Here is a 19,021-nt window from a genome sequence, read left to right as displayed (position 1 = left end):
GTTTCCCATGTCATCTCACGAATCCCCCATCATTCGTCGTAAATCCAGACAGATCATGGTTGGTAATGTACCGGTTGGGGGCGATGCCCCCATTACCGTGCAGACCATGACCAACACCAAGACCACAGATGTCGCCGCCACCATCGAGCAGATCCAGCGGATCGAGCGGGTCGGTGCCGATATCGTCCGTGTCTCCGTGCCCACCATGGAGGCGGCGGAAGCCTTCCGGCTCATCAAACAGCAGACCCGCATCCCCATCGTCGCCGATATCCACTTCGACTATCGCATCGCCTTGAAAGTGGCCGAGTACGGTGCCGACTGCCTGCGTATCAACCCGGGCAACATCGGCAACGAGCAGCGGGTGCGCTCGGTGGTCGATTGCGCGCGCGACCTCAATATCCCGATCCGTATCGGGGTCAATGGCGGGTCGCTGGAGAAAGATATTCAGGAGAAGTACGGCGAGCCGACCCCCGAAGCGCTGGTGGAGTCCGCCATGCGTCACGTGGACTACCTCGATCGCCTCGATTTCCAGGACTTCAAGGTGAGTGTCAAGGCCTCTGATGTGTTCCTGGCAGTCGGTGCCTATCGCCTGCTGGCCAAGCAGATCGAGCAGCCGCTGCACCTTGGCATCACCGAAGCGGGCGGTTTCCGTGCCGGCGCGGTGAAGTCTGCCATCGGTCTGGGCATGCTGCTCACCGACGGCATCGGCGATACCCTGCGTATCTCGCTGGCGGCGGATCCTGTGGAGGAGGTGAAGGTCGGTTTCGATATCCTCAAATCCCTGCGTATTCGCTCCCGTGGCATCAACTTTATCGCTTGCCCATCCTGCTCACGGCAGGAGTTCGATGTGATCGCCACTGTCAACGCGCTGGAAGAGCGGCTCGAAGACATCATCACCCCGATGGATGTTTCCATCATCGGCTGTGTGGTGAATGGCCCGGGCGAAGCACTCGTCTCCGATCTTGGTCTGGCGGGTGCCGCCAACAAGAGTGCCTTCTATGAAGGGGGCCAGCGGGTCGATCGGCTCGACAACAAGGATCTCATTCCAACTCTGGAGCGCCGCATTCGCGCCCGCGCCGCCATGCTGGATCCCGCCAACCGGATCCCGATGGACAAGGAGTGAGCGAAACAGGGCCACATTGGGTGGCCCTTTTTCCAGGTGACTGATTTTAAATCCCGCATCCGGATTCCCTGATTTTACCTTGGGGGGGAAAATCCCTATAATGCGGCCAAATTTTACCTCTTTTTCTCGAGTATCAACGTGGCAAAACAGATCCAAGCTATTCGCGGTATGAATGATTGCCTGCCGGAGCAAAGCCCGGTATGGCAGAAGGTTGAACAGATCCTGCGCCAGGTCGTTGCCAGCTATGGCTACAGCGAAGTGCGCATGCCGATTGTCGAGCAGACTCATCTGTTCAAGCGCGCCATCGGTGAAGTGACCGACGTGGTCGAAAAAGAGATGTACACCTTTGAAGATCGCAACGGCGACAGCCTGAGTCTGCGTCCGGAAGGGACCGCCAGCTGCGTCCGTGCCGGTATCGAACACGGTCTGCTCTACAATCAGGAACGCCGGATGTGGTACATGGGCCCCATGTTCCGTCACGAGCGTCCCCAGAAGGGCCGTTATCGTCAGTTCCACCAGTTCGGTGTCGAGCTGTTTGGCATCAACGGGCCGGACATTGACGCTGAGCTGATCATGCTGACCCACCGTCTGTGGCGTCTGTTTGGCATCAGCGAGCATGTCACCCTGCAGCTCAACACCTTGGGTCAGAGCGCCGAGCGTGCCGCTTACCGCGATGCGCTGGTGGCCTATCTGGAGCAGTACAAGGAGCAGCTGGACGAAGAGAGCCAGCGCCGCATGTACAGCAACCCGCTGCGGGTGCTCGACTCCAAGGATGAAAAGGTGCAGGCCATTTTGGCGGGTGCCCCGCGTCTGTTCGACCATCTGGGCGAAGAGAGCCTGGCCCACTTCGAGGGGCTCAAGCGCCTGCTCGAGTCTGCCGGTATCAAATACGAAGTGAACGAGCGTCTGGTGCGTGGTCTTGACTACTACAACCTGACCGTGTTCGAGTGGGTCACCAGCAGTCTGGGTGCCCAGGGCACCGTCTGCGCCGGTGGTCGCTACGATGGTCTGGTAGAGCAGCTGGGCGGTCAACCGACCCCGGCCGTGGGCTTTGCCATGGGCATGGAGCGTCTGGTGTTGATGCTGGAAACTCTCGAGCTCAACGCCGATATCCGCCCGGCGGTGGATGTCTATCTGGCGATGGTGGGCGAGGGGACCGAACAGGCTGGCTTCCAGCTGGCCGAGCGTCTGCGCGATGCCCTGCCGGACCTGCGCCTCATGAGCCACTGCGGTGGTGGCAACTTCAAGAAACAACTCAAACGTGCCGACAAGAGCGGCGCGGCAATCGCCCTGATCCTTGGTGAGACCGAGGTGCAAAACGGGGAGATCACTATCAAATATCTGCGTGGTCAGGCCGAGCAACAGACCGTCAAGGTTGACGCCGCCATTGCCCTGCTGGCAGCCAAAGGAGAGTAAGCTGTGGAAGTCTATACCACCGAAGAACAACAGGTTGAGGTTATCAAGGAGTGGTGGAAAGAGAACGGAACCTCGGTGATTGCCGGGACCGTGATCGGTCTGGTCGGTCTGTTCGGCTGGCGCTATTACAACCAGCACCAGCAAGAGACCATGGAGGCCTCCTCCCACTCTTACAACCGGGTGATTGAGCAGCTGGCCAAGGGCGATGCCGCCAGTTTCGAGCAGGCACAGCAGTTTGTCACCGCCAACAAGGGTGACTCCTACGGTGAACTGGCCGCGTTGCAACTGGCTGCCGCTGCCGTCAAGGCGGGCAAGCTGGATCTGGCTGCCGAGCAGCTGGAGCTGGTGGCGACCACGGGTGACGAGAGCATTCGTCCCATCGCGGCGCTGCGTCTGGCCCGTGTACTGAATGATCAGGGCAAGGCAGATGAAGCACTGGCCAAGCTGGCGACCATCCAGAATGAGGCCTTCAAGGCGCAGGTAGCCGAAGCCCGTGGTGATGTGCTGCAAAAGCAGGGCAAGACCGAAGAGGCTCGTGATGCCTATCAGGCGGCGGCGGATGCCGGCGGCCTGCAGGGTAGCGCCGAGCTCAAGCTGAAAATGGACGATCTGGCCCTGCCGGCCGTTGCGACTGGTGAGGCACCGGATGCGTAATCTATTCAAGATGGTGGCGCTGGGGGCTGCGGTCTCCTTCGCTCTGCAGGGTTGTTCCCTGTTCAGTTCCGAAGAGGATCTCAACCCGATGGCGCCGCTGCCCAAGGTTGAATCTGCCTTCACTGCCGACACCGCATGGTCATCTACTGTGGGTGATGGCATCGGTGACTTCTACTCCCAGCTCAAGCCGGTGGTGGAAGAGGATCGTATCTACGCGGCGGCCCGCGACGGCGATGTCAGCGCCTTTGACCGTGTCAGTGGGGATCGCCTCTGGACTGTCGATCTGGCCGACCTGCCGGTCAACGCCGACAAGCGCAGCGCTCGTCTCTCCGGTGGTCTGGTCTCCCGTTACGGCAAGCTGTTCCTCGGCTCCGAGAACGGGGTGGTCTACGCCCTGAACGAAGAGAATGGCGAAGTGCTGTGGCAGACCAATGTGCCCGGCGAAGTGGTGGCAAGCCCCGCGGTGGAAGATGGCCGCGTGGTGGTGTTGACCACCTCCGGTCGCCTGATCGCCCTCGACACCGACGAAGGCAAGATGCAGTGGTCGCTCTCCGAAGAGCAGCCGCCGCTGACCCTGCGCAGTGCCGGTGCACCGGTGATCACCAACGGCGCCGTGATTTACGGTCGTGCCGATGGCAAGGTGGGCATCGCCCTGCTGAGCAACGGCCAGCCGGTGCGCCAGTCCAAGGTGGCTGATCCGCGCGGTGCCACCGAGCTGGACCGCATGGTTGACGTCGATGCCAGCCCGCTGATTGCCGGTGATGAGCTCTACGCCATCGCCTACAACGGTCAGCTGATGGCGCGCAAACTGATGACCGGCGATGAAGTGTGGAAGCGCAAGTATTCCGGCTATCGCGATCTGGCGATGACCGGCAATGCCATCGTGCTGACCGACAGCCGCAGCCACCTGTTTGCCATCGACCGTCGCAACGGTCTGGAGCTGTGGTCCAACACCCAGCTGGAAAATCGTACCGTCACTGCACCTGTCATCTTCGGTGACTATGTGGTGGTGGGTGATGTGGAAGGATACCTGTATTGGCTTGATCGTACCGACGGTACCATCAAGGCGATGCAGCAGCTCGATAGCAGTGGTCTCTACGCCGCCCCGCTGGTGGATGGCGAGACCCTGTATGTGCAGAGCCGTGACGGCAAGTTGTACGCCCTCAAGCGTCCTTGATCGTCCGATAATGTGAATATCCGGCTCCTGGTCTTCGGACCCGGAGCCTTTGTCGTCTTGAGAATGAGGCTTTTATGACTCCTGTAGTAGCCCTGGTGGGCCGCCCCAACGTGGGGAAATCCACCCTGTTTAACCGCTTGACCCGTACTCGGGATGCCCTGGTTGCCGATTTTCCCGGTCTGACCCGGGACCGTAAATACGGTCAGGCGAAGTTGGGCGAGCTGGAATTTATCGTGGTCGATACCGGCGGTATCGATGGCACCGAAGAGGGGATCGAGCTGAAGATGGCCGAGCAATCCCTGCTGGCCATCGAAGAAGCGGACGTCGTGCTGTTCATGGTGGATGCCCGTGCCGGTCTGACCGCGGCGGATCAAGCCATTGCCGAGCACCTGCGCAAGGCCCACAAGAAGGTATTTCTGGTGGCCAACAAGACCGACGGTATCGACGGTGATTCCGCGGTCTCCGAGTTCTACGGTCTGGCGCTGGGCGAGGTTTACCAGATCGCGGCCGCCCACGGTCGTGGAGTGCTGAGCCTGCTGGAACTGGCCCTGGCTCCCCATCTGGAGACCCTGGTCGACTCCGCTACCGATGAAGATGCGCAGGATGAGGAAGAGGAGGACTTCGACGAAGAAGCCCTGCTGCGCATGGTGGCTGCCGGTGAACTCGATACCAAAGAGGACACCAAGGAGACCCCGTTCGCCGACCTGCCCATCAAGTTCGCCATCGTTGGCCGTCCCAACGTCGGTAAATCTACCCTGACCAACCGCATGCTGGGTGAAGATCGGGTCATCGTCTATGACATGCCCGGCACCACCCGTGACTCCGTTTACATTCCGATGGAGCGTGACGAGCAGAAGTATGTGGTTATCGACACCGCCGGTGTGCGTCGTCGTGGCAAGGTGCACGAGACGGTGGAGAAGTTCTCCGTTATCAAGACCCTGAAAGCTATCGAAGATGCCAACGTTTGCCTGCTGGTGATCGACGCCCAGGAGACCATCACCGATCAGGACTTGAGCATCCTTGGCTATGTGCTCCACGCCGGTCGCTCCGTGGTGCTGGTGGTGAACAAGTGGGATGGTCTGGATCAGAAGGTGAAAGAGGATGTGAAGAACGAGCTGGATCGTCGCTTGGGCTTCATCGACTTCGCTCGCGTCCACTTCATCTCCGCCCTGCACGGCAGTGGCGTCGGCCATCTGTTTGAATCCATTCAGGAGGCTTACCAGTCCGCCACCCGTCGTACCAGCACGGCCATGCTGACCCGCATCATGCAGATGGCGCAGGAAGATCACCAGCCGCCGATGGTCAATGGTCGCCGCGTCAAGCTCAAATATGCTCACGCCGGTGGCTACAACCCGCCGCGCATCGTGATCCATGGCAACCAGCTGAACGACTTGCCGGACTCCTACAAGCGGTATCTGATTAACTACTTCCGCAAGTCCCTCAAGATCATGGGCTCGCCGATCCGGGTCGAGTTCCAGGAGTCGGTCAACCCGTTTGAAGGCAAGAAGAACACCATGACCCTGAGTCAGGAACGTCAGCGCAAACGCCTGCTGAAAATGAAGAAGAAATAAGTCCTTGCGGCTGCCCTCACCGGCAGCCGCTTTGTTATCCTCGCCATGTTAAGGTGAGGAATAAGGGGAGGGGGATCTGCCATGGAACAAGACCATGGCAGATCCACTTTTCGAGGAGTTGATTATGGAAGCCCTGCTTTGCCCGTCATGCCAGGCTGAACTGGATACCCGCAGCAAGGAGCAAACCTGTGGCCAGTGCCAGGCCCCTGTTCGGGTTACTGCCATCTGCCCCACCTGCCAGCAGGAGCTGGAGCGTCTCAAGGCGTGCGGCGCGGTGGATTACTTCTGCAACCACTGCAACTCGCTGATCTCCAAGCGGTCGGTACAGTTCAAGGCGGCGCTGGTGTAAGACAGTATTCAGGTGAGAAAGAAGATAAAAAACCCGGCGAATGCCGGGTTTATGCTGTGTGCTCTGCAATAAGCAGGGTATAGGATCGATTTCTGCGCCACAGGTTGCGCTTGATGTCATTAAGCTTGAGTTTGCGTCTGGGGCTCCAGCTGCACTTCGCTTTTCTGACCAGACTGATTTTTCTACGTTTTTGCATCTTGGTCTCCTCCCAACTCAGTTGGCCATCCCGGCCTTGGGTCATTGATGGAGCCCATCCGAAATTGCTGTTATTTAATCTCTCAACATAATGAAAACAATGCGATTTCGGATAGGCTCCGATGTGAATCGATGGTAACAGAGAAGTTTGCGTGAAAACAGCCGAATAATGGCTGGTTAGCGCATGGTGATCTGATTGACCACTTCGGCAATGGCGGTGGGGCGCTCGGCCAGCTCGGGCTCGCTGTCGTTGTCGAGACTCTCCCGCTGATGTGCCTTCTGCTGCTCGTTGTCGAGCCAGAGCAGACTCTGGTAATACTGGCGCACGTTGTTGACATAGTTGCGCGCCTCGCTGCCACGGGCATAGCCGTAACGTACCTTGCGGTGCCAGCGCGCCTGTTGCAGCAGCGGCAGCACCTCCTTCACATCGCTCCAGGCGTCGGGATTCTTGCCAAGCTCTTTGGTCAGGCGGCGGGCATCCATCATGTGGCCGTAACCGATGTTGTAGGCGGTGAGGGCAAACCACACCTTCTCATCATCGGGCACCGAATCCGGCACCTTCTCCATCATCTGTTGCAGATAGAGGGAGCCACCTTTGATGCTCTCTTCCGGATGAAGCCGGTCGTTGACTCCCATCGCCTTGGCGGTGGGCTCGGTCAGCATCATCATGCCGCGCACGCCGGTGTAAGAGCGGGCCTGCGGGTCCCAGTGAGACTCCTGATAGCTGATGGCGGCGAGCAGACGCCAGTCGATATTCTTGGCGTGAGTCTGGAACAGCGGCTGGTACTTGGGCAGCAGGCTCTTGGCGCGCTTGAGGAAGGTACGGGTATCGACAAAGTCGAAGTTCTGCACGTGGCCGAAGTACTTCTCGTCGAGCTTGGCGATGGCACCATCCATAAAGCGCTGACCGAAGAAGTCGATCACGCTGGCATAGAGGCTGTCATCGGGCAGCTTGCTCATGGCCCAGGCAACGGTCTGCTTTTGGGCTAGGGTCAGCCCCTCGGTGAGCTCCGGGTAGTAGCGCTGGGTACGGGCCAGCACGGTATCTTGCACCACCGTGTAGTCAATCTTGCCATCCACCACCTGCTTGAGCAGCTCCTCCACATCGGCGTTGTCGCTGGTGCTCCAGGCTAGTTTCGGATTCTCTTTGCTCATCTCTTTGAGCAGATCTTCCCCGGTGGAGCCGGCGGCAACGACCAGCTTGCCCTTGATATCGTTCAATGAGGCCGGCTTGGGTTTGCCGTTGCGGTAGACCAGTTTGGGGGAGACCTGGTAGAAGCCCGGGCCGAAGCGAAACAGCTCGCGTCGCTCGGGGGTGACCATGATGGCGGCCGCAGCCAGATCGAGTTTGCCCTTTTTCAGCAGGGTGACCAGTTGGTCAGTGGTGTCGACCGGGATGATGGTGAGTTTCACCCCCAACCAGTCGGCATAATTTTGCGCCAGCTCGTAATCGAACCCCTGGGCGAGGTCATCACGCTGGTAATAGGAGGTGGGACCATAGATGGTGCCAACCCGGATCTCGCCTCGCTGGCGGATCTGCTCCAGCTGGCTGGAGGGGCTATAGAAGTCGCAGCCAACCAGCGTCAGCGTCAACAACAGCCCGATAAACAGTCGAAAAATGCAGCGCAAGTAGGTGAGTACCTTTGTTGAAAAAATCGGCATTTGTCAAAAAAGAGGCACCTTTATACCAGAGAATATAAGGGCGTTCGATAAGTGATTGAGGGGGAACGGCAAAACATAACATACCATATCTGAGCTTATCTTGCTCTATCCAAACTAGCCCTCCCTATCTAGTTGGGTGATTCCAATATCTAAAAGCATCACAACTTCTCGACCAGCGCGGCGGCCTCCTGATTCCCCGCATTGATATAGGTTCGGGTCTGCTGCAAGCTGGCATGGCCCATCAGTTCCGCCAGTATCCGCAGGTCTCCCCCCTCATTGGCCAGTAGCGTCCCGAAGGTATGCCGCAGCACATGGGGCCGAGCCTCGAACCCGAGCTTGGCCGCTACCCTCTTCATCTGCTTGCGTAGCGCTGTCGCGTCCTTGTGCCAGCGGTTCCCTTGGCCATTGCGCCAGAGTGCACCAGAGACGCTACCGTGCTGCCGGATCTCTTCCTGTACCTTCGGATGCACCGGCACCCAGCGTTCGCGCCAAAGCGTCTCGCTGCCCTTCCTGTGGCGCAGTCGGCACATCAACGCCGTGCCCATCTGCTTGAGGTCATCCACCTCTACCAGTCGGGCCTCGCAATACCGTGCGCCGGTATAGACCATGAAGGTTGCAATGGCCCTGGCTTCATCCGTCAGCCCCTCCAACAGCTTGGTCAGTTCGGGCTTGGTCAGAAATTCAGCACGGTGTTTGCCTTCGGTTGGCACCTTGATCCCCTTGGGCGCGAGGTCAAACTCACGGCACCCGTACAGGTAGACCGTGCGGGCCTGCCTGCACATCCGCGCCTTGGTTGCCTGGGCCATCCCTGTAAGCCCCTTGGCATAGTCGTCCATCGTCCGCTGGTTCACATCGACCAAACGAAACTGACCCCAGAAAGGGGCCAGTTTCGAGACGATATGAGTGGTCGAGTACGACCTTTCTCTATCGGATAGGTAGCGCAGGGCAGCGTCCATCATGGTCGGCAAGCCCTCGCCATCAATCATCCTCGTCTTCATGTCCAGCACCTCTTCCCTTGCTTGGCCGGTATAATGCGTAATGTGGGTCTTCATCCTTGCTTAGGTGAGCGTACTCTTCACCCCAGTTTTTCGGCAACCCACCGCTGATCTCGACATACACATTGTCAGCCACGCTACCGATGGCACGGCGGGCCTTAAATATCAGGTCGGATCGATTGTCCACGCCCCACTTGGTACGGATGGCCTTGGCTTGAGTCTTGATTGTATTAATCGAGACCCCAATTCGTTGAGCCATCTGGTCGTAATTGAACCCTTCAATAAACAGCAAAAGGATTACGTGTTGGCGTGGAGTTAGGTCGCTAAGAATACTTAGCGAGTCGTTATCATGGCATGGAGCTGCGCCAAATGACGCTAAGTGCTGACGCATTTCAGCAAGGCTCGTTTCGAGCTTCCCGATAGTCTCCATCGCCTTGGCGTGGTCTTCCAGCAGATTGGAAAACTTCTTATCCAATACGCGGTTTTGCAGTTCCAAACCTTGAAACTTGTGCAGAATTTGTTCTAGTTCTAGATCACCCATTTTAAACTCCATTTGCCTTGCGAGCCGCGAATCTAGCCTCGCACTCGCTCTCCACTTGGCTGATAGCATCCTCGATCTTCACACCTGACTTGACCCGCTGGGCGACAAGCACCCACCAGTTTGGGTTCTTAACGAGACTTCGCCTATGCACGGGAGCCATCCTAATCCAGCTCAACCTAATCCTATATGCCGGTCTAGCTTTCATACTCTCACCCCCGCACCACCAACCATAGTACACTTCGAGCTGGTTTGTGACGCCTTTAACACTTCTCTGACAACAGAAAGAACAACATCCTCCATCTGCCCGATTGAGGCTAATGCTACATGATTATGGAAAATCTCTGCAACTTTAGATTCGCCAAAACCAATCGCAATAATTGTTACATCTTGTTTCCGTGCCTCGATTGTCGCGGCAATAGTATAATTATTCAATGATTTAGATAGCATTCCACGCGCATATGGAAAGCCATCACATAGCATTAGAATAATTTTCCGCTTCTGTTTACAAACCTTAATTCTATTGACAGCAAATTCAATAGCGCGGTTGTCGATGTTATTGGCTCCGTACACACCCACTAAATAGGGCAACCTTTCGATCACGTCTCGGGCGTTTCTTATTCTCACCCCAAACCCTAACAAATTAAACATGACCAACGGGTCGGATGAGATATACCCTTGGGCACTCGTCAACGCGCAGCCGAGAGCGTACACCTCGTCCGCGTTGAGTGAGTGGCCCAGCTGATACCGCTCATACGCCTTGATGGCCAGCCTCTCAACCACCTTGCCAGTTCGCCCGCCCTTCAACTTCCGTCCGGTCTGGTCGGCGTTCTGGAACTTGAATGAAGCAAGCTGGGGATGGCGTTTGTCGTTGGCAAACTCGAACACCTGATCCACATCGGCCTTGGGGTAGAGGGCGTAGTTGTTCAGCGCCATGGTGGTGTGACCCAGGATCGACAGCGGCACACCCAGCGAGTCGAGCGCATCGCCCAGCATCAGCGCCGTCTTGGTGGCCCACTCAATCCGTTCGCCCCTCATGCTGGCACTCATGTCAATCAGCAGGGTGACGGCGGTATCAAGCTCGGGGTCTTTGGTGCGCAGCCGGTAAACGTCATCCTCGCCTTGGTAGGCCCGCACCAAGTCGTTGGCATCGAGCAGGCCATGAACACGGCCACCCAGCCAGCGGCTGTCATCAACACCTATCAGCGCACGTTTGAGAATGCTCTTGGCATGGGAACCCATCGGACTGATGGCGACCTTCTCCTTGGCCGAGAAGGCTACGCCACACACATGGGCGTCATCGTGCTTGTACTCGAACAGTTGGAGGTTGAACTTGGGCAAGCCCACCTCACGGCTGGCCATGCCGCTCAGGATGGCCGCCTCGTCAATGAGCGGCGCTTGCTGTTCTCCTTGGCCATCACCATCCCCGCCATCCTCTTGGCCCTCGTCACCTTCTCCATCCTCACCAATGCCCTTGGGCTGCCCATCCTCGCCCTCGTCCTTGTCATCCCCTTCGCTTGGCTCCTGCTCGGGCTCAGGCGCTTTCTGTGGCTCCGGCTCAAAATTGAGCCGCTCACGCAGTTCGTCAACGAGCGCCGCTATCTCTTGGGTACTCTTGGCCGCCATCGAGCGGGTCGCAAACTCGCTGGCGAGTGGCTGGTACTGCTCCGGTATCATGGCCACCAATTGCCGCTGTACGTCACCACCGTGGCCCATCATCTGGGAGGCCGTCCACTTGACCGCCCCGAAGATCAGCCGCCCCCAGTCGAGCAGATGCGGCGGCACCTTGGCCAGTGCATCAAGCTGGAGTTGTGCGGACACATGACGCATGGCGTTCAAGCTACTCCATGCACCAGAGTACTGCTGCTGGTAGGCCGCCTCGATCCGTGGGTCTTCCAGATAGTTGATCTGGTCGGCCTTGGTCTTGTCGTGTTGCCGGAAAAACTCAAAGTCAGTAAACAGCGAGTGCGCAGTCTCATGGTCGGTATAGCCACGCATCATCGCTACCTTGTCGTCACTTACCTTGCCCGCAGCTATCTCGGGCAGGCGGATCAGGGAGCCGTCATTCCACGCCTCACTCCCTGCAAACTCTACGCGCACCTGTGATCTGCCCAACACGCGGGCTATCGCATTGCACTCAATTACCAGATCGGTCGAGTTCATTTTCATATCTCCATGACATAAAAAAAGGGGGCCGCCTTGGCCCCCGTTGCTACCGCTCGGTTACATTCGTTTCGCCTTACCAATGGAACGGGTGTAGTACCCGTCCCCCCAGTCGAAGGATGACCGGCCACACGGGCAGGTCACGAACGTCCTTGGTCTAGTCTCTTCGGTCATTTGGGTAAACACCACCTTGCACTCGTCACACATGATCTTGAGTTCCTTGTGGGTCTGCTTGAATTGAACGAAGGGGGGAGCCGTCATTAGAAGTACCCCCAGCTCTTGGCTCTGGGCGCATCCCTACGCAGCAACGGGGCGCGTTCACGGTACAGCTCCTGCTCACGGTCGTCATAAGCGAGGTACATATCAGCCAGCTTGGCCACCTTGGCACCGCTCTGTTCAAGCTCACGCTCGACCCGCTTCATTGCAGTCTCCAAGGTTTCGTGACAACGAGAACGGCGAAAGAACCGATACCAATCACCCCGATCTCCATGCTGAACCAGCTCACTTATTGACAGCATTCTTCTCTCCTTCCTTGGCGGCCCATACCTTGAGCCTGTTGATGTCGATATGCTTGGGAGCCTCAATGTCTATCTTGGCTCCTCGTCCTTGCCACCCATCCAGGGTGATGACAAACTCCCCAACGACAACCTTTTCTCCGGGGATCATTCTGACTTTCAAACCCATCACATCCTCCTTATATGCTTAACCGTTGTGCGATGCCCGTCATCTTGACGCGCTCATGTGCAGGCATGGCATTGAAGACCACCAACTCCATGGCCTCCCATACTCCGTCCTGCGGCAACACGCCTGCATGTTGGGACATGAACATCATCCGGTTGGCCATCGTGACCAACTGACGGTACGAGATCGGAGTGAGCACCTCACGTCTGCCAAACGCTTCCCGATGCTCCTTGGCATACAGGCACAGCTTCTCGCAGATGTGGGTAGGCAGGCGGGTCTCACGCTCCAGCAAGGCCGCCTCCTTGGGCCACTCCATGTATTCAAACTCGATGAAGGTCTGGAACCGGTTGAGGAATGCGGCGGACTGCTCACGCGCCCCTCGGTACAGGCCGACATCATCACCTTGGCCACAGGTATTCGCTGCGGCCACTATCCAGCACTGCGGATGCACCGGTACACGGCGACCGTTATCACCTGTCAGCACCAGTTCATCCCCCTCCAGCACCGCCTGCATGACGTAGGCAAGGTCGGGCCGGATGAAGTCCAGTTCATCGAGCAGCACCACCCCAACGTGCGGGAGAGCACGGGGCAGCACACCCTCAATGAACCGGCTCACGGTCGTGCCGCCATCGTTGAGCAACTCGGTCTTGCCAACGAGGTCAGCACGGGTCATTTCCGAATCGAAGTTGATCCGCACCAGCGGCAAGCTGCACCGTGCGCAGATCTCCCTGATAGCCGCCGTCTTTCCGGTGCCGGTATGACCGAACAGCCATGAGCGAAAGCCCATAGCCATGGCGGTCAAGACATCGTGAAAGATGGGGGTGACTTCGTAGAAGGGATTGATCTGGGGGACGGAGTGCGGGGCTTGGTCAGCCCATTCAATGGTGGGTATCGGGACACGTAGCGTGGTATCGAACATGTCCTTGGCCAGACGGTAACGCAGCATACCCTTGCACCCGTCTATCTCCACCGCCACCCCAGCGCCCAAGTCCTCCTTGGGCTTCTGCTTCACACCGATAAACTCGAAGAACGAGTCACGGTCGCCAGCGTCTGGGGCTTTGGGCTTGCCGGTGAACATCATGCAAGCTGCCAGCGAGGCGAGATCCTGCTGGCTTATCGGTGTCTCCAGCCCTTGGGCAACCATCCAGTTGGACGCCAAGTGGGCCAGCTCCTGCCACGATTTGTTGACGTGCTTGCTGGCTTCAATGATTAACGAGGCGACTGCGGCTGGTTCCATAAGGCTATTGTTTACATCGTTCATTTGACTACCCTCACATTAAGAAAACATAACGTCCAAGTCCATATCTTTTTGGGTGATTGCTATCACACAACCAAAGACGTTGATCATAAACAACTCAATTACCGGACACGCCCGTAACAGGCATATCAAGCAGGCTTAACACGGCGCGGGCACCATCCTTGATACTGCCGCCGTTCTTAATCATCTTGGCCCCCAACATCACGTTGCCCTGCCAACCGAACCAACCCTTGTCCCAGTCGGCTTTACGCAGGTGAGTGAGCCCGTTCAATCCCTCCTGTTCCATCAGCACCTTGGCTACCCAGACCAGCACCATCAGGCCCACGGCAGTGCCGAGCACCGAGCCTTCACGCAGCTTGGCCACGTTATCCCCTGAACCGGCTGCGGTTGTGACCGGCACCCGCTTCATGATCAACGCCCAGATCTTGAGGGCTTCAACCTTGGCCTCTTCGCTCCACGCCTCGCCGTCACGCATCCCCATCAGCACGTTGTTGGCATCAATGAGCGTCTTGAACGGGTACAGGAACTCACTGCGGCCACCACAGGTGGTGCGCTCGAAGTCGATAAGCCCAGGGAACACGGCGTTGGCCACGGCCCGAGCCACTTGGCTGCCATCCTTGCGGTGGTTGTAGAGGTTGTTGATCGAGGCGTTCGGCTTGACCGCCTTGCTGTTGAGGTCAGAGAACAGCTGCTGCCGTTCGTCCAAGGTGAGGCCGGTATATAACTGGATGATTACCGACTCACCCGCAAGCGCGGCGTCACTCTCCACCTTGCTGACGATGGCACTCGCCCGATGTTGGCCATCAGCCAGCAAGATCTTGGCTCCCATGTCGATGGCGAGTGTGCCCATGTGGTCGCCGGTAAACTCGGCCTTACCCTCGACACACCCAGTCAGGGCTGGCAGGGCGTATCCCGCTTGGCCCATGTAGTCCACAAGGTCAGTCACCCGAGACTTGTTCACTTCACGTTGGGCTCGCTCGATAGCGGCAAAGCCGGTCTGGATCTGCAACAGACGGGCGAGTACCCGATAGGGCATGGTCACGGCGTAGTAAGCACGGCCACCCTGCAACCCACGCAAGGCGGGCACGTTGAATACCCACTCGTCCCCCTTGGCCTCCGCCTCCTTCGGGGTGCTCGCTTCGCTCACCCCCTCAGTCGGCTGCGGAAGTGCGCCCACTGCCTCCATAAAGCTCTTGGATTGCAGCTCGTCCAACTGACCCAGGGCGGTATGCTTGGCTTGCCCCTTGAACACCAAGAGGTTCGCCTTGACGGTGGACAGCACGGCGTCATCAGCCCTTATGCCCCACTTCCTGCTTGAGGTGGTCGATGTCCTCGTTCAGCAGGTTCGACAGGTGCATACGCAAGCTCTGCTCGGTGGTGCGCCCTGTCACCGAGCCAAAGCAAACGTGCTCACTCGCCGTGCGGCTCCAGCCCATGACATCCTTGGTGGCACCCCGACCGGTCAGTCTGACCTTGGCCTTGTTGAAGTCCTTGAGGATGTCGAACAGGTCGGTGATGTTGGCGTACAGGGTGGTTTCTACTTTTGCGTTCATAGCATTCTCCAGATGTGAAAAGGGCCAGTCCCCAAAGGAACCGGCCCCATTAAAAAGGCCGACCGGATTGGTCAGCCCAAGATTTAAGAGACCCTTTAGGGGCTCTTTAAAAACCGTGTACGCAGTGACAAAAAACCCCGCACGAAGGCGGGGAAAACTGACACTACTTACTACAAGGTGGACTTACTGAGCCTTACCGTTCATCAATGATTTGGGTATGGGGCTCACATACACTGCGTCAACGTCAGCGCGAGGTTTCACTCCCGCTAACACGCAATCCTTTGGTACAAGACTGAACATCTGCAAGACCGCCATATACATTTCGGCCTCGCCAATGCTGTTCACTGGGATGGTGAACACCTTCTGCATCTTGCGCTGGGCCTCGGGGTCAGTCTCCCGACCATGCCACTTGACCACCTCTTGCAAGGCGATGATGAAGGTGGGCAGATCGTCCAGCGGGATAACGTGCATCCCACTTGGCCGGATAGAAACGAGGTTGCCATCTTGGATAAACATCTGCTCGTCATCGGCCAGCTGGACGCCGTTCATTCCAATGATCTCTTCGGTCATTGCAGCACCTCGCCATTCATGGGTGGCAGTGCCGTAACGAAGAGGGCGTTATCATCCCTGACGGTCACGGTGGCAGGCACCAAGCCGCTTGGCATCAGGCCCGCCTGTTCCAGCTCGGTCATCAGGAAGTTGACATCATCAAGCCCATCCAGTGGGAACAGGAAGAACGGTCTTGGCCTCCAGATCTAGCCCGTCCTTGAATTGGATGAAGCTACGCAGGCCAGTGGCCAGCTGATCCGCCATTTCGACAGAGAGGTCGAAGTGCTGCCCGTTTAATTGCACCTGCATTCCGTTATCGGTGGGCACTATCTCGCCATGCTCGGCGAACTTCACCCCAGTTAATCGCTTAGTCACAATTGATCCTCCATCCATGTCATCAACTCGTCCACTTCCTCGGGGGTCAGGCGCTCACCCATCGACACCACCTGCCCGTTGTCGAGGCGGGTGATCATGACCGAGTACCCTGGCCCCCAGTATTTGCCACGCACCACGCTTAGATGCAGCTCGCCACATTCCTCAATGGCTTGGTGGCCGAAGTCCTCCGGCGTCACCCCCATCTTGGCCATCTGCTCGGCGATGTCGTCGTAGTCCTTGCCCAAGTCGGCCAAGTCCTGCGCCATCGGGTGGATGAAGAACTCCAACCGGTCGAACTTAGTCCGCATACGGCCTCCCGTTCGGGAAAACCGATGATGTGAAGGTAAGGAACTGGCCACGGCTGACACAATACATCGCATCCACCACCCCCACGAACGTGTGTTCAGCGGCCACTTCATCGACCACCTTCAACGGGCGTACCTTGAACTCGGCCAGTTGCTCTTGGGTGAACTCGTCATAGCTCCCCCCCCGAAACAGCAGGCCGTAATGCTCACCGTCTATGTGCAGGCACACGCCTATCTCGTTGGGCAGTTCATCCATCACGGGCTCACCGGCCTCAACCAGCTGCCCCATTCTTAGCGTTACCATGTAATCCCCTTTAGGTTCTCCCGTGCCACGATCAATTCGTATCCGGTGAACCTGTCTGCTCCCTTGTAGTCGTCTCTTCTTGGCGGGGTGATCTCCTTGCCACGTACCACGCCGGTCAACAACCAGCGGCGCAGCTCACCCACATGCAGGTTCAGCATCTTGGCGGCGAGGTCTATCTTGTACGACTGCTTGAACAGCAAGTTGTCCTTCACCTCGTCATAGGTGCCAGCCTGCATGGCCAACAGTGCCCGTTCGGCAAGTAGCTTCGCTCCCGCGCCGAACCGGTTCTCGCTATAGGTGATTCGCTGCCCCTTGTAGGCGGCGACCCATTGCTTCTTGCCCTTCATGTAACTGAGCCCAGGTGTGAGCCCTTCCGTTACTTCGCTTTCTTCCAAGTCCATATCCGGTTCAGTTCCTGATCACGACTGCGGGTTATGAGCCCAGTGAGTTGGTGCTCGTGATGGGGTCGCGACAAGATGCGCTTGTTGCGGTGGGTGTATGCGTTGCCCACCATGATGTAGTCGGCACGGCGCAGGATCTTGTCCTCTTCCACGCCGAATACGTTGCCGTCCTTGTCGCCAGCCCGATACTTGTGGGTGATGAACAGGCCGTATACCACCTCGGGTTTGTGCTTGATGACTGCATCCATCGCCTCACGCCGCTCCACGTTGCCGCCGTAGGTCACGAACGCTTGGCCCATCTGACGCATCGCCTCCTGCCCCTGTAGCCACAGCTGTTGATGCTTGGGCTCGGGCCGGTAGTCAGGGGCTTGGCTGTAGTTGTCGGTCGCTCTGATGCCCAAGTGCTTGGCCAATGCGCCGTTGCCTGCACCAATCTCCATGACCGATTGCCAGCAGCACTCGGCAACCAGCCAGTCAGCCAGCTCGATGGTCGGGAAGACGTAGAGACCGTGCTTGACCATCAACCTCATGCGTTGGTTCTCGGAGAAGCGGTCGAACACCTCGGCACTCACCACCCTGGGTATCCCGTGACTCTCCATGACCAGCGACTCCAGCTCGCTGATGTCCTCGTTGGCAAGGATGGTAGCGTTGCCGCTCACCACGGCGTTCATAAATACGTGGTTCATTCTTGGCTCTCGTTATGCGTGACCGTCAGCCGGTCACGGTAGGCAACCAATGCCACCCACGTCTGATCGTCTATGGCGATCTCGTTGACCCCATCCATGGCCTCGGTGCGCAACCATATCTGGTAGCCATCGAACGAGGCATAGACGCCATCGCCAAGGTAGGCGGGGTGTTGGGTGGGGTCGGTCACTGGCTGGAACATTGGCTGCCTCTGGTTCAGTTGGTCTTCTTGCGTATCTCCATGCGCCGCACGTTGGACATGACATCCTTGGTACGGCAGCGCACGGTTTCGATTACCCGACCCGACACCTTCAACGACACCGAGAAGTGATCGGGGATGGACGTTAACTCGCTGGCCGTGATGCCGCTTGGCAAGCGGACACCATCGAAGTAGTCACATGGTCGGCCTGATTGCGCTCGCCGTGTGGTCAAGTAATCCACACTGCTCCACGGCTGCGGCTTGTAGCTGCGCTTCTTGGCCCACTCCTTAGCCTGCTTGAGCAACGGCTCCAGTTGCGGGCCGTGGAACAGGTGGAAGACCTGACGTGGCTGGAAGCCTCGCCGTTGTCGGCTGGACAGGACAAGGTAGTGACCGTCCGCTGTCTTGCCGGTGTAGATGTTCAGACCGAGCTTACCCTGCTCGACCAGTGGGCCATGTCGCCACAGCACATGGTCAACGAATCGCAGGTAGCGATTGGTCAGCTTCTGGGTGTACCCCTGGGGCTTGTCTACGTGGTCGCACTCGGCTATCGAGTGGCGGATAGTCAGCTTGGGCCATGGTGTGGTGGCGCTGATGTAATGGAACTTCACAGGTTGCCCCTCTTGAGGAATCGCCATAGGTGGGCGGGCCAACACATGCTCTCCCTGCCTATGGCCCAGAAGTATTTGGCAAACGTGGGCTGCGTCGGCGGCAAGAAGCCGGTCGCAGGCATGACACACAGGCCGACCTGAAACCACAGCAACAACACCTCATGTATTTGGAACGGGGGGAGTAGCAACATGCCTAATTGCATGAATGCCAGCAACACCCCGATCCAATTCAAACGCCTAAGTAGCATCATTACTATG

General features: G+C 57.9%; 24 protein-coding genes. 6 read left to right on the top strand and 18 right to left on the bottom strand.

Annotation, left to right across the window (positions count from 1 at the left end; genetic code table 11):
- Positions 1–7 precede the first annotated feature (7 nt).
- The 6 genes from ispG to ACTG2B_RS12875 all read left to right on the top strand — a co-directional run bounded on the left by ispG (position 8) and on the right by ACTG2B_RS12875 (position 6,290).
- Entirely contained in the window at positions 8–1,123 is a 1,116-nt protein-coding gene (gene ispG / locus ACTG2B_RS12900; protein WP_005333801.1) for a flavodoxin-dependent (E)-4-hydroxy-3-methylbut-2-enyl-diphosphate synthase, read from the top strand.
- A gap of 138 nt (positions 1,124–1,261) precedes the next feature.
- The gene (gene hisS, locus ACTG2B_RS12895; protein WP_005351051.1) at positions 1,262–2,539 is read left to right on the top strand and encodes a histidine--tRNA ligase; all 1,278 of its coding nucleotides are present in this window, start codon (positions 1,262–1,264) and stop codon (positions 2,537–2,539) included.
- Between the two features lie 3 nt (positions 2,540–2,542).
- Positions 2,543–3,193, top strand: coding sequence for a YfgM family protein (locus ACTG2B_RS12890; protein WP_439996012.1), 651 nt, complete (start codon positions 2,543–2,545; stop codon positions 3,191–3,193).
- Positions 3,186–4,370, top strand: a complete 1,185-nt coding sequence (bamB, locus tag ACTG2B_RS12885) for an outer membrane protein assembly factor BamB (RefSeq protein ID WP_421310812.1) — start codon at positions 3,186–3,188, stop codon at positions 4,368–4,370. The genes ACTG2B_RS12890 and bamB overlap by 8 nt, the downstream gene beginning before the upstream one ends.
- Positions 4,371–4,444: 74 nt before the next feature.
- Complete coding sequence (der, locus tag ACTG2B_RS12880; protein ID WP_005333794.1) at positions 4,445–5,941, top strand: ribosome biogenesis GTPase Der; 1,497 nt, start codon at positions 4,445–4,447, stop codon at positions 5,939–5,941.
- Between the two features lie 124 nt (positions 5,942–6,065).
- Positions 6,066–6,290 carry a zinc ribbon domain-containing protein gene (locus tag ACTG2B_RS12875; RefSeq protein ID WP_005333789.1) on the top strand — a complete coding sequence of 75 codons (225 nt, stop codon included), beginning with the start codon at positions 6,066–6,068 and terminating at the stop codon, positions 6,288–6,290.
- Positions 6,291–6,662: 372 nt separating this feature from the next.
- Here ACTG2B_RS12875 and mltF read toward each other — a convergent pair whose 3' ends face one another.
- From mltF to ACTG2B_RS12785, 18 genes are all read right to left on the bottom strand, one after another.
- Positions 6,663–8,147 carry a membrane-bound lytic murein transglycosylase MltF gene (gene mltF / locus ACTG2B_RS12870; RefSeq protein WP_005344877.1) on the bottom strand — a complete coding sequence of 495 codons (1,485 nt, stop codon included), beginning with the start codon at positions 8,145–8,147 and terminating at the stop codon, positions 6,663–6,665.
- A gap of 158 nt (positions 8,148–8,305) precedes the next feature.
- Positions 8,306–9,145 carry a tyrosine-type recombinase/integrase gene (locus tag ACTG2B_RS12865; RefSeq protein ID WP_162518379.1) on the bottom strand — a complete coding sequence of 280 codons (840 nt, stop codon included), beginning with the start codon at positions 9,143–9,145 and terminating at the stop codon, positions 8,306–8,308.
- On the bottom strand, positions 9,126–9,683 hold the full coding sequence (locus ACTG2B_RS12860; protein WP_162518380.1) for a response regulator transcription factor: 558 nt from the start codon (positions 9,681–9,683) through the stop codon (positions 9,126–9,128). The genes ACTG2B_RS12865 and ACTG2B_RS12860 overlap by 20 nt, the downstream gene beginning before the upstream one ends.
- A gap of 201 nt (positions 9,684–9,884) precedes the next feature.
- Positions 9,885–11,843, bottom strand: coding sequence for a cobaltochelatase CobT-related protein (locus ACTG2B_RS12855; protein ID WP_439996009.1), 1,959 nt, complete (start codon positions 11,841–11,843; stop codon positions 9,885–9,887).
- 260 nt (positions 11,844–12,103) lie between these two features.
- Complete coding sequence (locus tag ACTG2B_RS12850; RefSeq protein ID WP_162518382.1) at positions 12,104–12,265, bottom strand: hypothetical protein; 162 nt, start codon at positions 12,263–12,265, stop codon at positions 12,104–12,106.
- Positions 12,266–12,344: 79 nt separating this feature from the next.
- On the bottom strand, positions 12,345–12,527 hold the full coding sequence (locus tag ACTG2B_RS12845; protein WP_139741482.1) for a carbon storage regulator: 183 nt from the start codon (positions 12,525–12,527) through the stop codon (positions 12,345–12,347).
- A 10-nt stretch (positions 12,528–12,537) separates the two neighbouring features.
- A complete protein-coding gene (locus ACTG2B_RS12840; RefSeq protein WP_139741483.1) occupies positions 12,538–13,785 on the bottom strand; it encodes an AAA family ATPase in 1,248 nt (415 codons plus the stop codon).
- A gap of 94 nt (positions 13,786–13,879) precedes the next feature.
- Entirely contained in the window at positions 13,880–15,064 is a 1,185-nt protein-coding gene (locus ACTG2B_RS12835; RefSeq protein ID WP_439996008.1) for a DNA sulfur modification protein DndB, read from the bottom strand.
- Positions 15,065–15,071: 7 nt separating this feature from the next.
- The gene (locus ACTG2B_RS12830; RefSeq protein WP_439996006.1) at positions 15,072–15,335 is read right to left on the bottom strand and encodes a hypothetical protein; all 264 of its coding nucleotides are present in this window, start codon (positions 15,333–15,335) and stop codon (positions 15,072–15,074) included.
- A gap of 183 nt (positions 15,336–15,518) precedes the next feature.
- Complete coding sequence (locus ACTG2B_RS12825; RefSeq protein WP_139741485.1) at positions 15,519–15,905, bottom strand: hypothetical protein; 387 nt, start codon at positions 15,903–15,905, stop codon at positions 15,519–15,521.
- A complete protein-coding gene (locus ACTG2B_RS12820; RefSeq protein ID WP_439996004.1) occupies positions 15,902–16,027 on the bottom strand; it encodes a hypothetical protein in 126 nt (41 codons plus the stop codon). The genes ACTG2B_RS12825 and ACTG2B_RS12820 overlap by 4 nt, the downstream gene beginning before the upstream one ends.
- Before the next feature lie 16 nt (positions 16,028–16,043).
- On the bottom strand, positions 16,044–16,259 hold the full coding sequence (locus ACTG2B_RS12815; RefSeq protein ID WP_439996003.1) for a hypothetical protein: 216 nt from the start codon (positions 16,257–16,259) through the stop codon (positions 16,044–16,046).
- Positions 16,256–16,567, bottom strand: coding sequence for a hypothetical protein (locus tag ACTG2B_RS12810; RefSeq protein ID WP_139741487.1), 312 nt, complete (start codon positions 16,565–16,567; stop codon positions 16,256–16,258). The genes ACTG2B_RS12815 and ACTG2B_RS12810 overlap by 4 nt, the downstream gene beginning before the upstream one ends.
- Complete coding sequence (locus ACTG2B_RS12805) at positions 16,557–16,820, bottom strand: hypothetical protein (RefSeq protein ID WP_439996001.1); 264 nt, start codon at positions 16,818–16,820, stop codon at positions 16,557–16,559. Before ACTG2B_RS12805 ends, ACTG2B_RS12810 begins: the two co-directional genes overlap by 11 nt.
- A 41-nt stretch (positions 16,821–16,861) precedes the next feature.
- The gene (locus tag ACTG2B_RS12800) at positions 16,862–17,269 is read right to left on the bottom strand and encodes a hypothetical protein (protein WP_236761315.1); all 408 of its coding nucleotides are present in this window, start codon (positions 17,267–17,269) and stop codon (positions 16,862–16,864) included.
- On the bottom strand, positions 17,245–17,955 hold the full coding sequence (locus tag ACTG2B_RS12795) for a hypothetical protein (protein ID WP_139741489.1): 711 nt from the start codon (positions 17,953–17,955) through the stop codon (positions 17,245–17,247). The genes ACTG2B_RS12800 and ACTG2B_RS12795 overlap by 25 nt, the downstream gene beginning before the upstream one ends.
- Positions 17,952–18,155, bottom strand: a complete 204-nt coding sequence (locus ACTG2B_RS12790) for a hypothetical protein (RefSeq protein WP_139741490.1) — start codon at positions 18,153–18,155, stop codon at positions 17,952–17,954. Before ACTG2B_RS12790 ends, ACTG2B_RS12795 begins: the two co-directional genes overlap by 4 nt.
- Positions 18,156–18,169: 14 nt before the next feature.
- The gene (locus ACTG2B_RS12785) at positions 18,170–18,763 is read right to left on the bottom strand and encodes a hypothetical protein (protein ID WP_139741491.1); all 594 of its coding nucleotides are present in this window, start codon (positions 18,761–18,763) and stop codon (positions 18,170–18,172) included.
- Positions 18,764–19,021: the final 258 nt, after the last annotated feature.

The organism is Aeromonas sp. 30P, assembly GCF_051919805.1.
In the GTDB taxonomy this organism is placed as follows: Bacteria; Pseudomonadota; Gammaproteobacteria; order Enterobacterales; family Aeromonadaceae; genus Aeromonas; species Aeromonas veronii.
The sequence above is the reverse complement of the archived record's forward strand: the minus strand, read 5'-3'. Positions and strand labels throughout refer to the sequence as shown.

What these genes read in the sequence shown, in the direction of transcription:
- ispG (WP_005333801.1), top strand. Translation starts at nt 8, where the DNA reads ATGTCATCTCACGAATCCCCCATCATTCGTCGTAAATCCAGACAGATC.
- bamB (WP_421310812.1), top strand. Translation starts at nt 3,186, where the DNA reads ATGCGTAATCTATTCAAGATGGTGGCGCTGGGGGCTGCGGTCTCCTTC.
- der (WP_005333794.1), top strand. Translation starts at nt 4,445, where the DNA reads ATGACTCCTGTAGTAGCCCTGGTGGGCCGCCCCAACGTGGGGAAATCC.
- ACTG2B_RS12875 (WP_005333789.1), top strand. Translation starts at nt 6,066, where the DNA reads ATGGAAGCCCTGCTTTGCCCGTCATGCCAGGCTGAACTGGATACCCGC.
- mltF (WP_005344877.1), bottom strand. Translation starts at nt 8,147, where the DNA reads ATGCCGATTTTTTCAACAAAGGTACTCACCTACTTGCGCTGCATTTTT.
- ACTG2B_RS12865 (WP_162518379.1), bottom strand. Translation starts at nt 9,145, where the DNA reads ATGAAGACGAGGATGATTGATGGCGAGGGCTTGCCGACCATGATGGAC.
- ACTG2B_RS12860 (WP_162518380.1), bottom strand. Translation starts at nt 9,683, where the DNA reads ATGGGTGATCTAGAACTAGAACAAATTCTGCACAAGTTTCAAGGTTTG.
- ACTG2B_RS12855 (WP_439996009.1), bottom strand. Translation starts at nt 11,843, where the DNA reads ATGAACTCGACCGATCTGGTAATTGAGTGCAATGCGATAGCCCGCGTG.
- ACTG2B_RS12850 (WP_162518382.1), bottom strand. Translation starts at nt 12,265, where the DNA reads ATGAAGCGGGTCGAGCGTGAGCTTGAACAGAGCGGTGCCAAGGTGGCC.
- ACTG2B_RS12845 (WP_139741482.1), bottom strand. Translation starts at nt 12,527, where the DNA reads ATGGGTTTGAAAGTCAGAATGATCCCCGGAGAAAAGGTTGTCGTTGGG.
- ACTG2B_RS12840 (WP_139741483.1), bottom strand. Translation starts at nt 13,785, where the DNA reads ATGAACGATGTAAACAATAGCCTTATGGAACCAGCCGCAGTCGCCTCG.
- ACTG2B_RS12830 (WP_439996006.1), bottom strand. Translation starts at nt 15,335, where the DNA reads ATGAACGCAAAAGTAGAAACCACCCTGTACGCCAACATCACCGACCTG.
- ACTG2B_RS12825 (WP_139741485.1), bottom strand. Translation starts at nt 15,905, where the DNA reads ATGACCGAAGAGATCATTGGAATGAACGGCGTCCAGCTGGCCGATGAC.
- ACTG2B_RS12820 (WP_439996004.1), bottom strand. Translation starts at nt 16,027, where the DNA reads ATGACCGAGCTGGAACAGGCGGGCCTGATGCCAAGCGGCTTGGTGCCT.
- ACTG2B_RS12810 (WP_139741487.1), bottom strand. Translation starts at nt 16,567, where the DNA reads ATGCGGACTAAGTTCGACCGGTTGGAGTTCTTCATCCACCCGATGGCG.
- ACTG2B_RS12805 (WP_439996001.1), bottom strand. Translation starts at nt 16,820, where the DNA reads ATGGATGAACTGCCCAACGAGATAGGCGTGTGCCTGCACATAGACGGT.
- ACTG2B_RS12800 (WP_236761315.1), bottom strand. Translation starts at nt 17,269, where the DNA reads ATGGACTTGGAAGAAAGCGAAGTAACGGAAGGGCTCACACCTGGGCTC.
- ACTG2B_RS12795 (WP_139741489.1), bottom strand. Translation starts at nt 17,955, where the DNA reads ATGAACCACGTATTTATGAACGCCGTGGTGAGCGGCAACGCTACCATC.
- ACTG2B_RS12790 (WP_139741490.1), bottom strand. Translation starts at nt 18,155, where the DNA reads ATGTTCCAGCCAGTGACCGACCCCACCCAACACCCCGCCTACCTTGGC.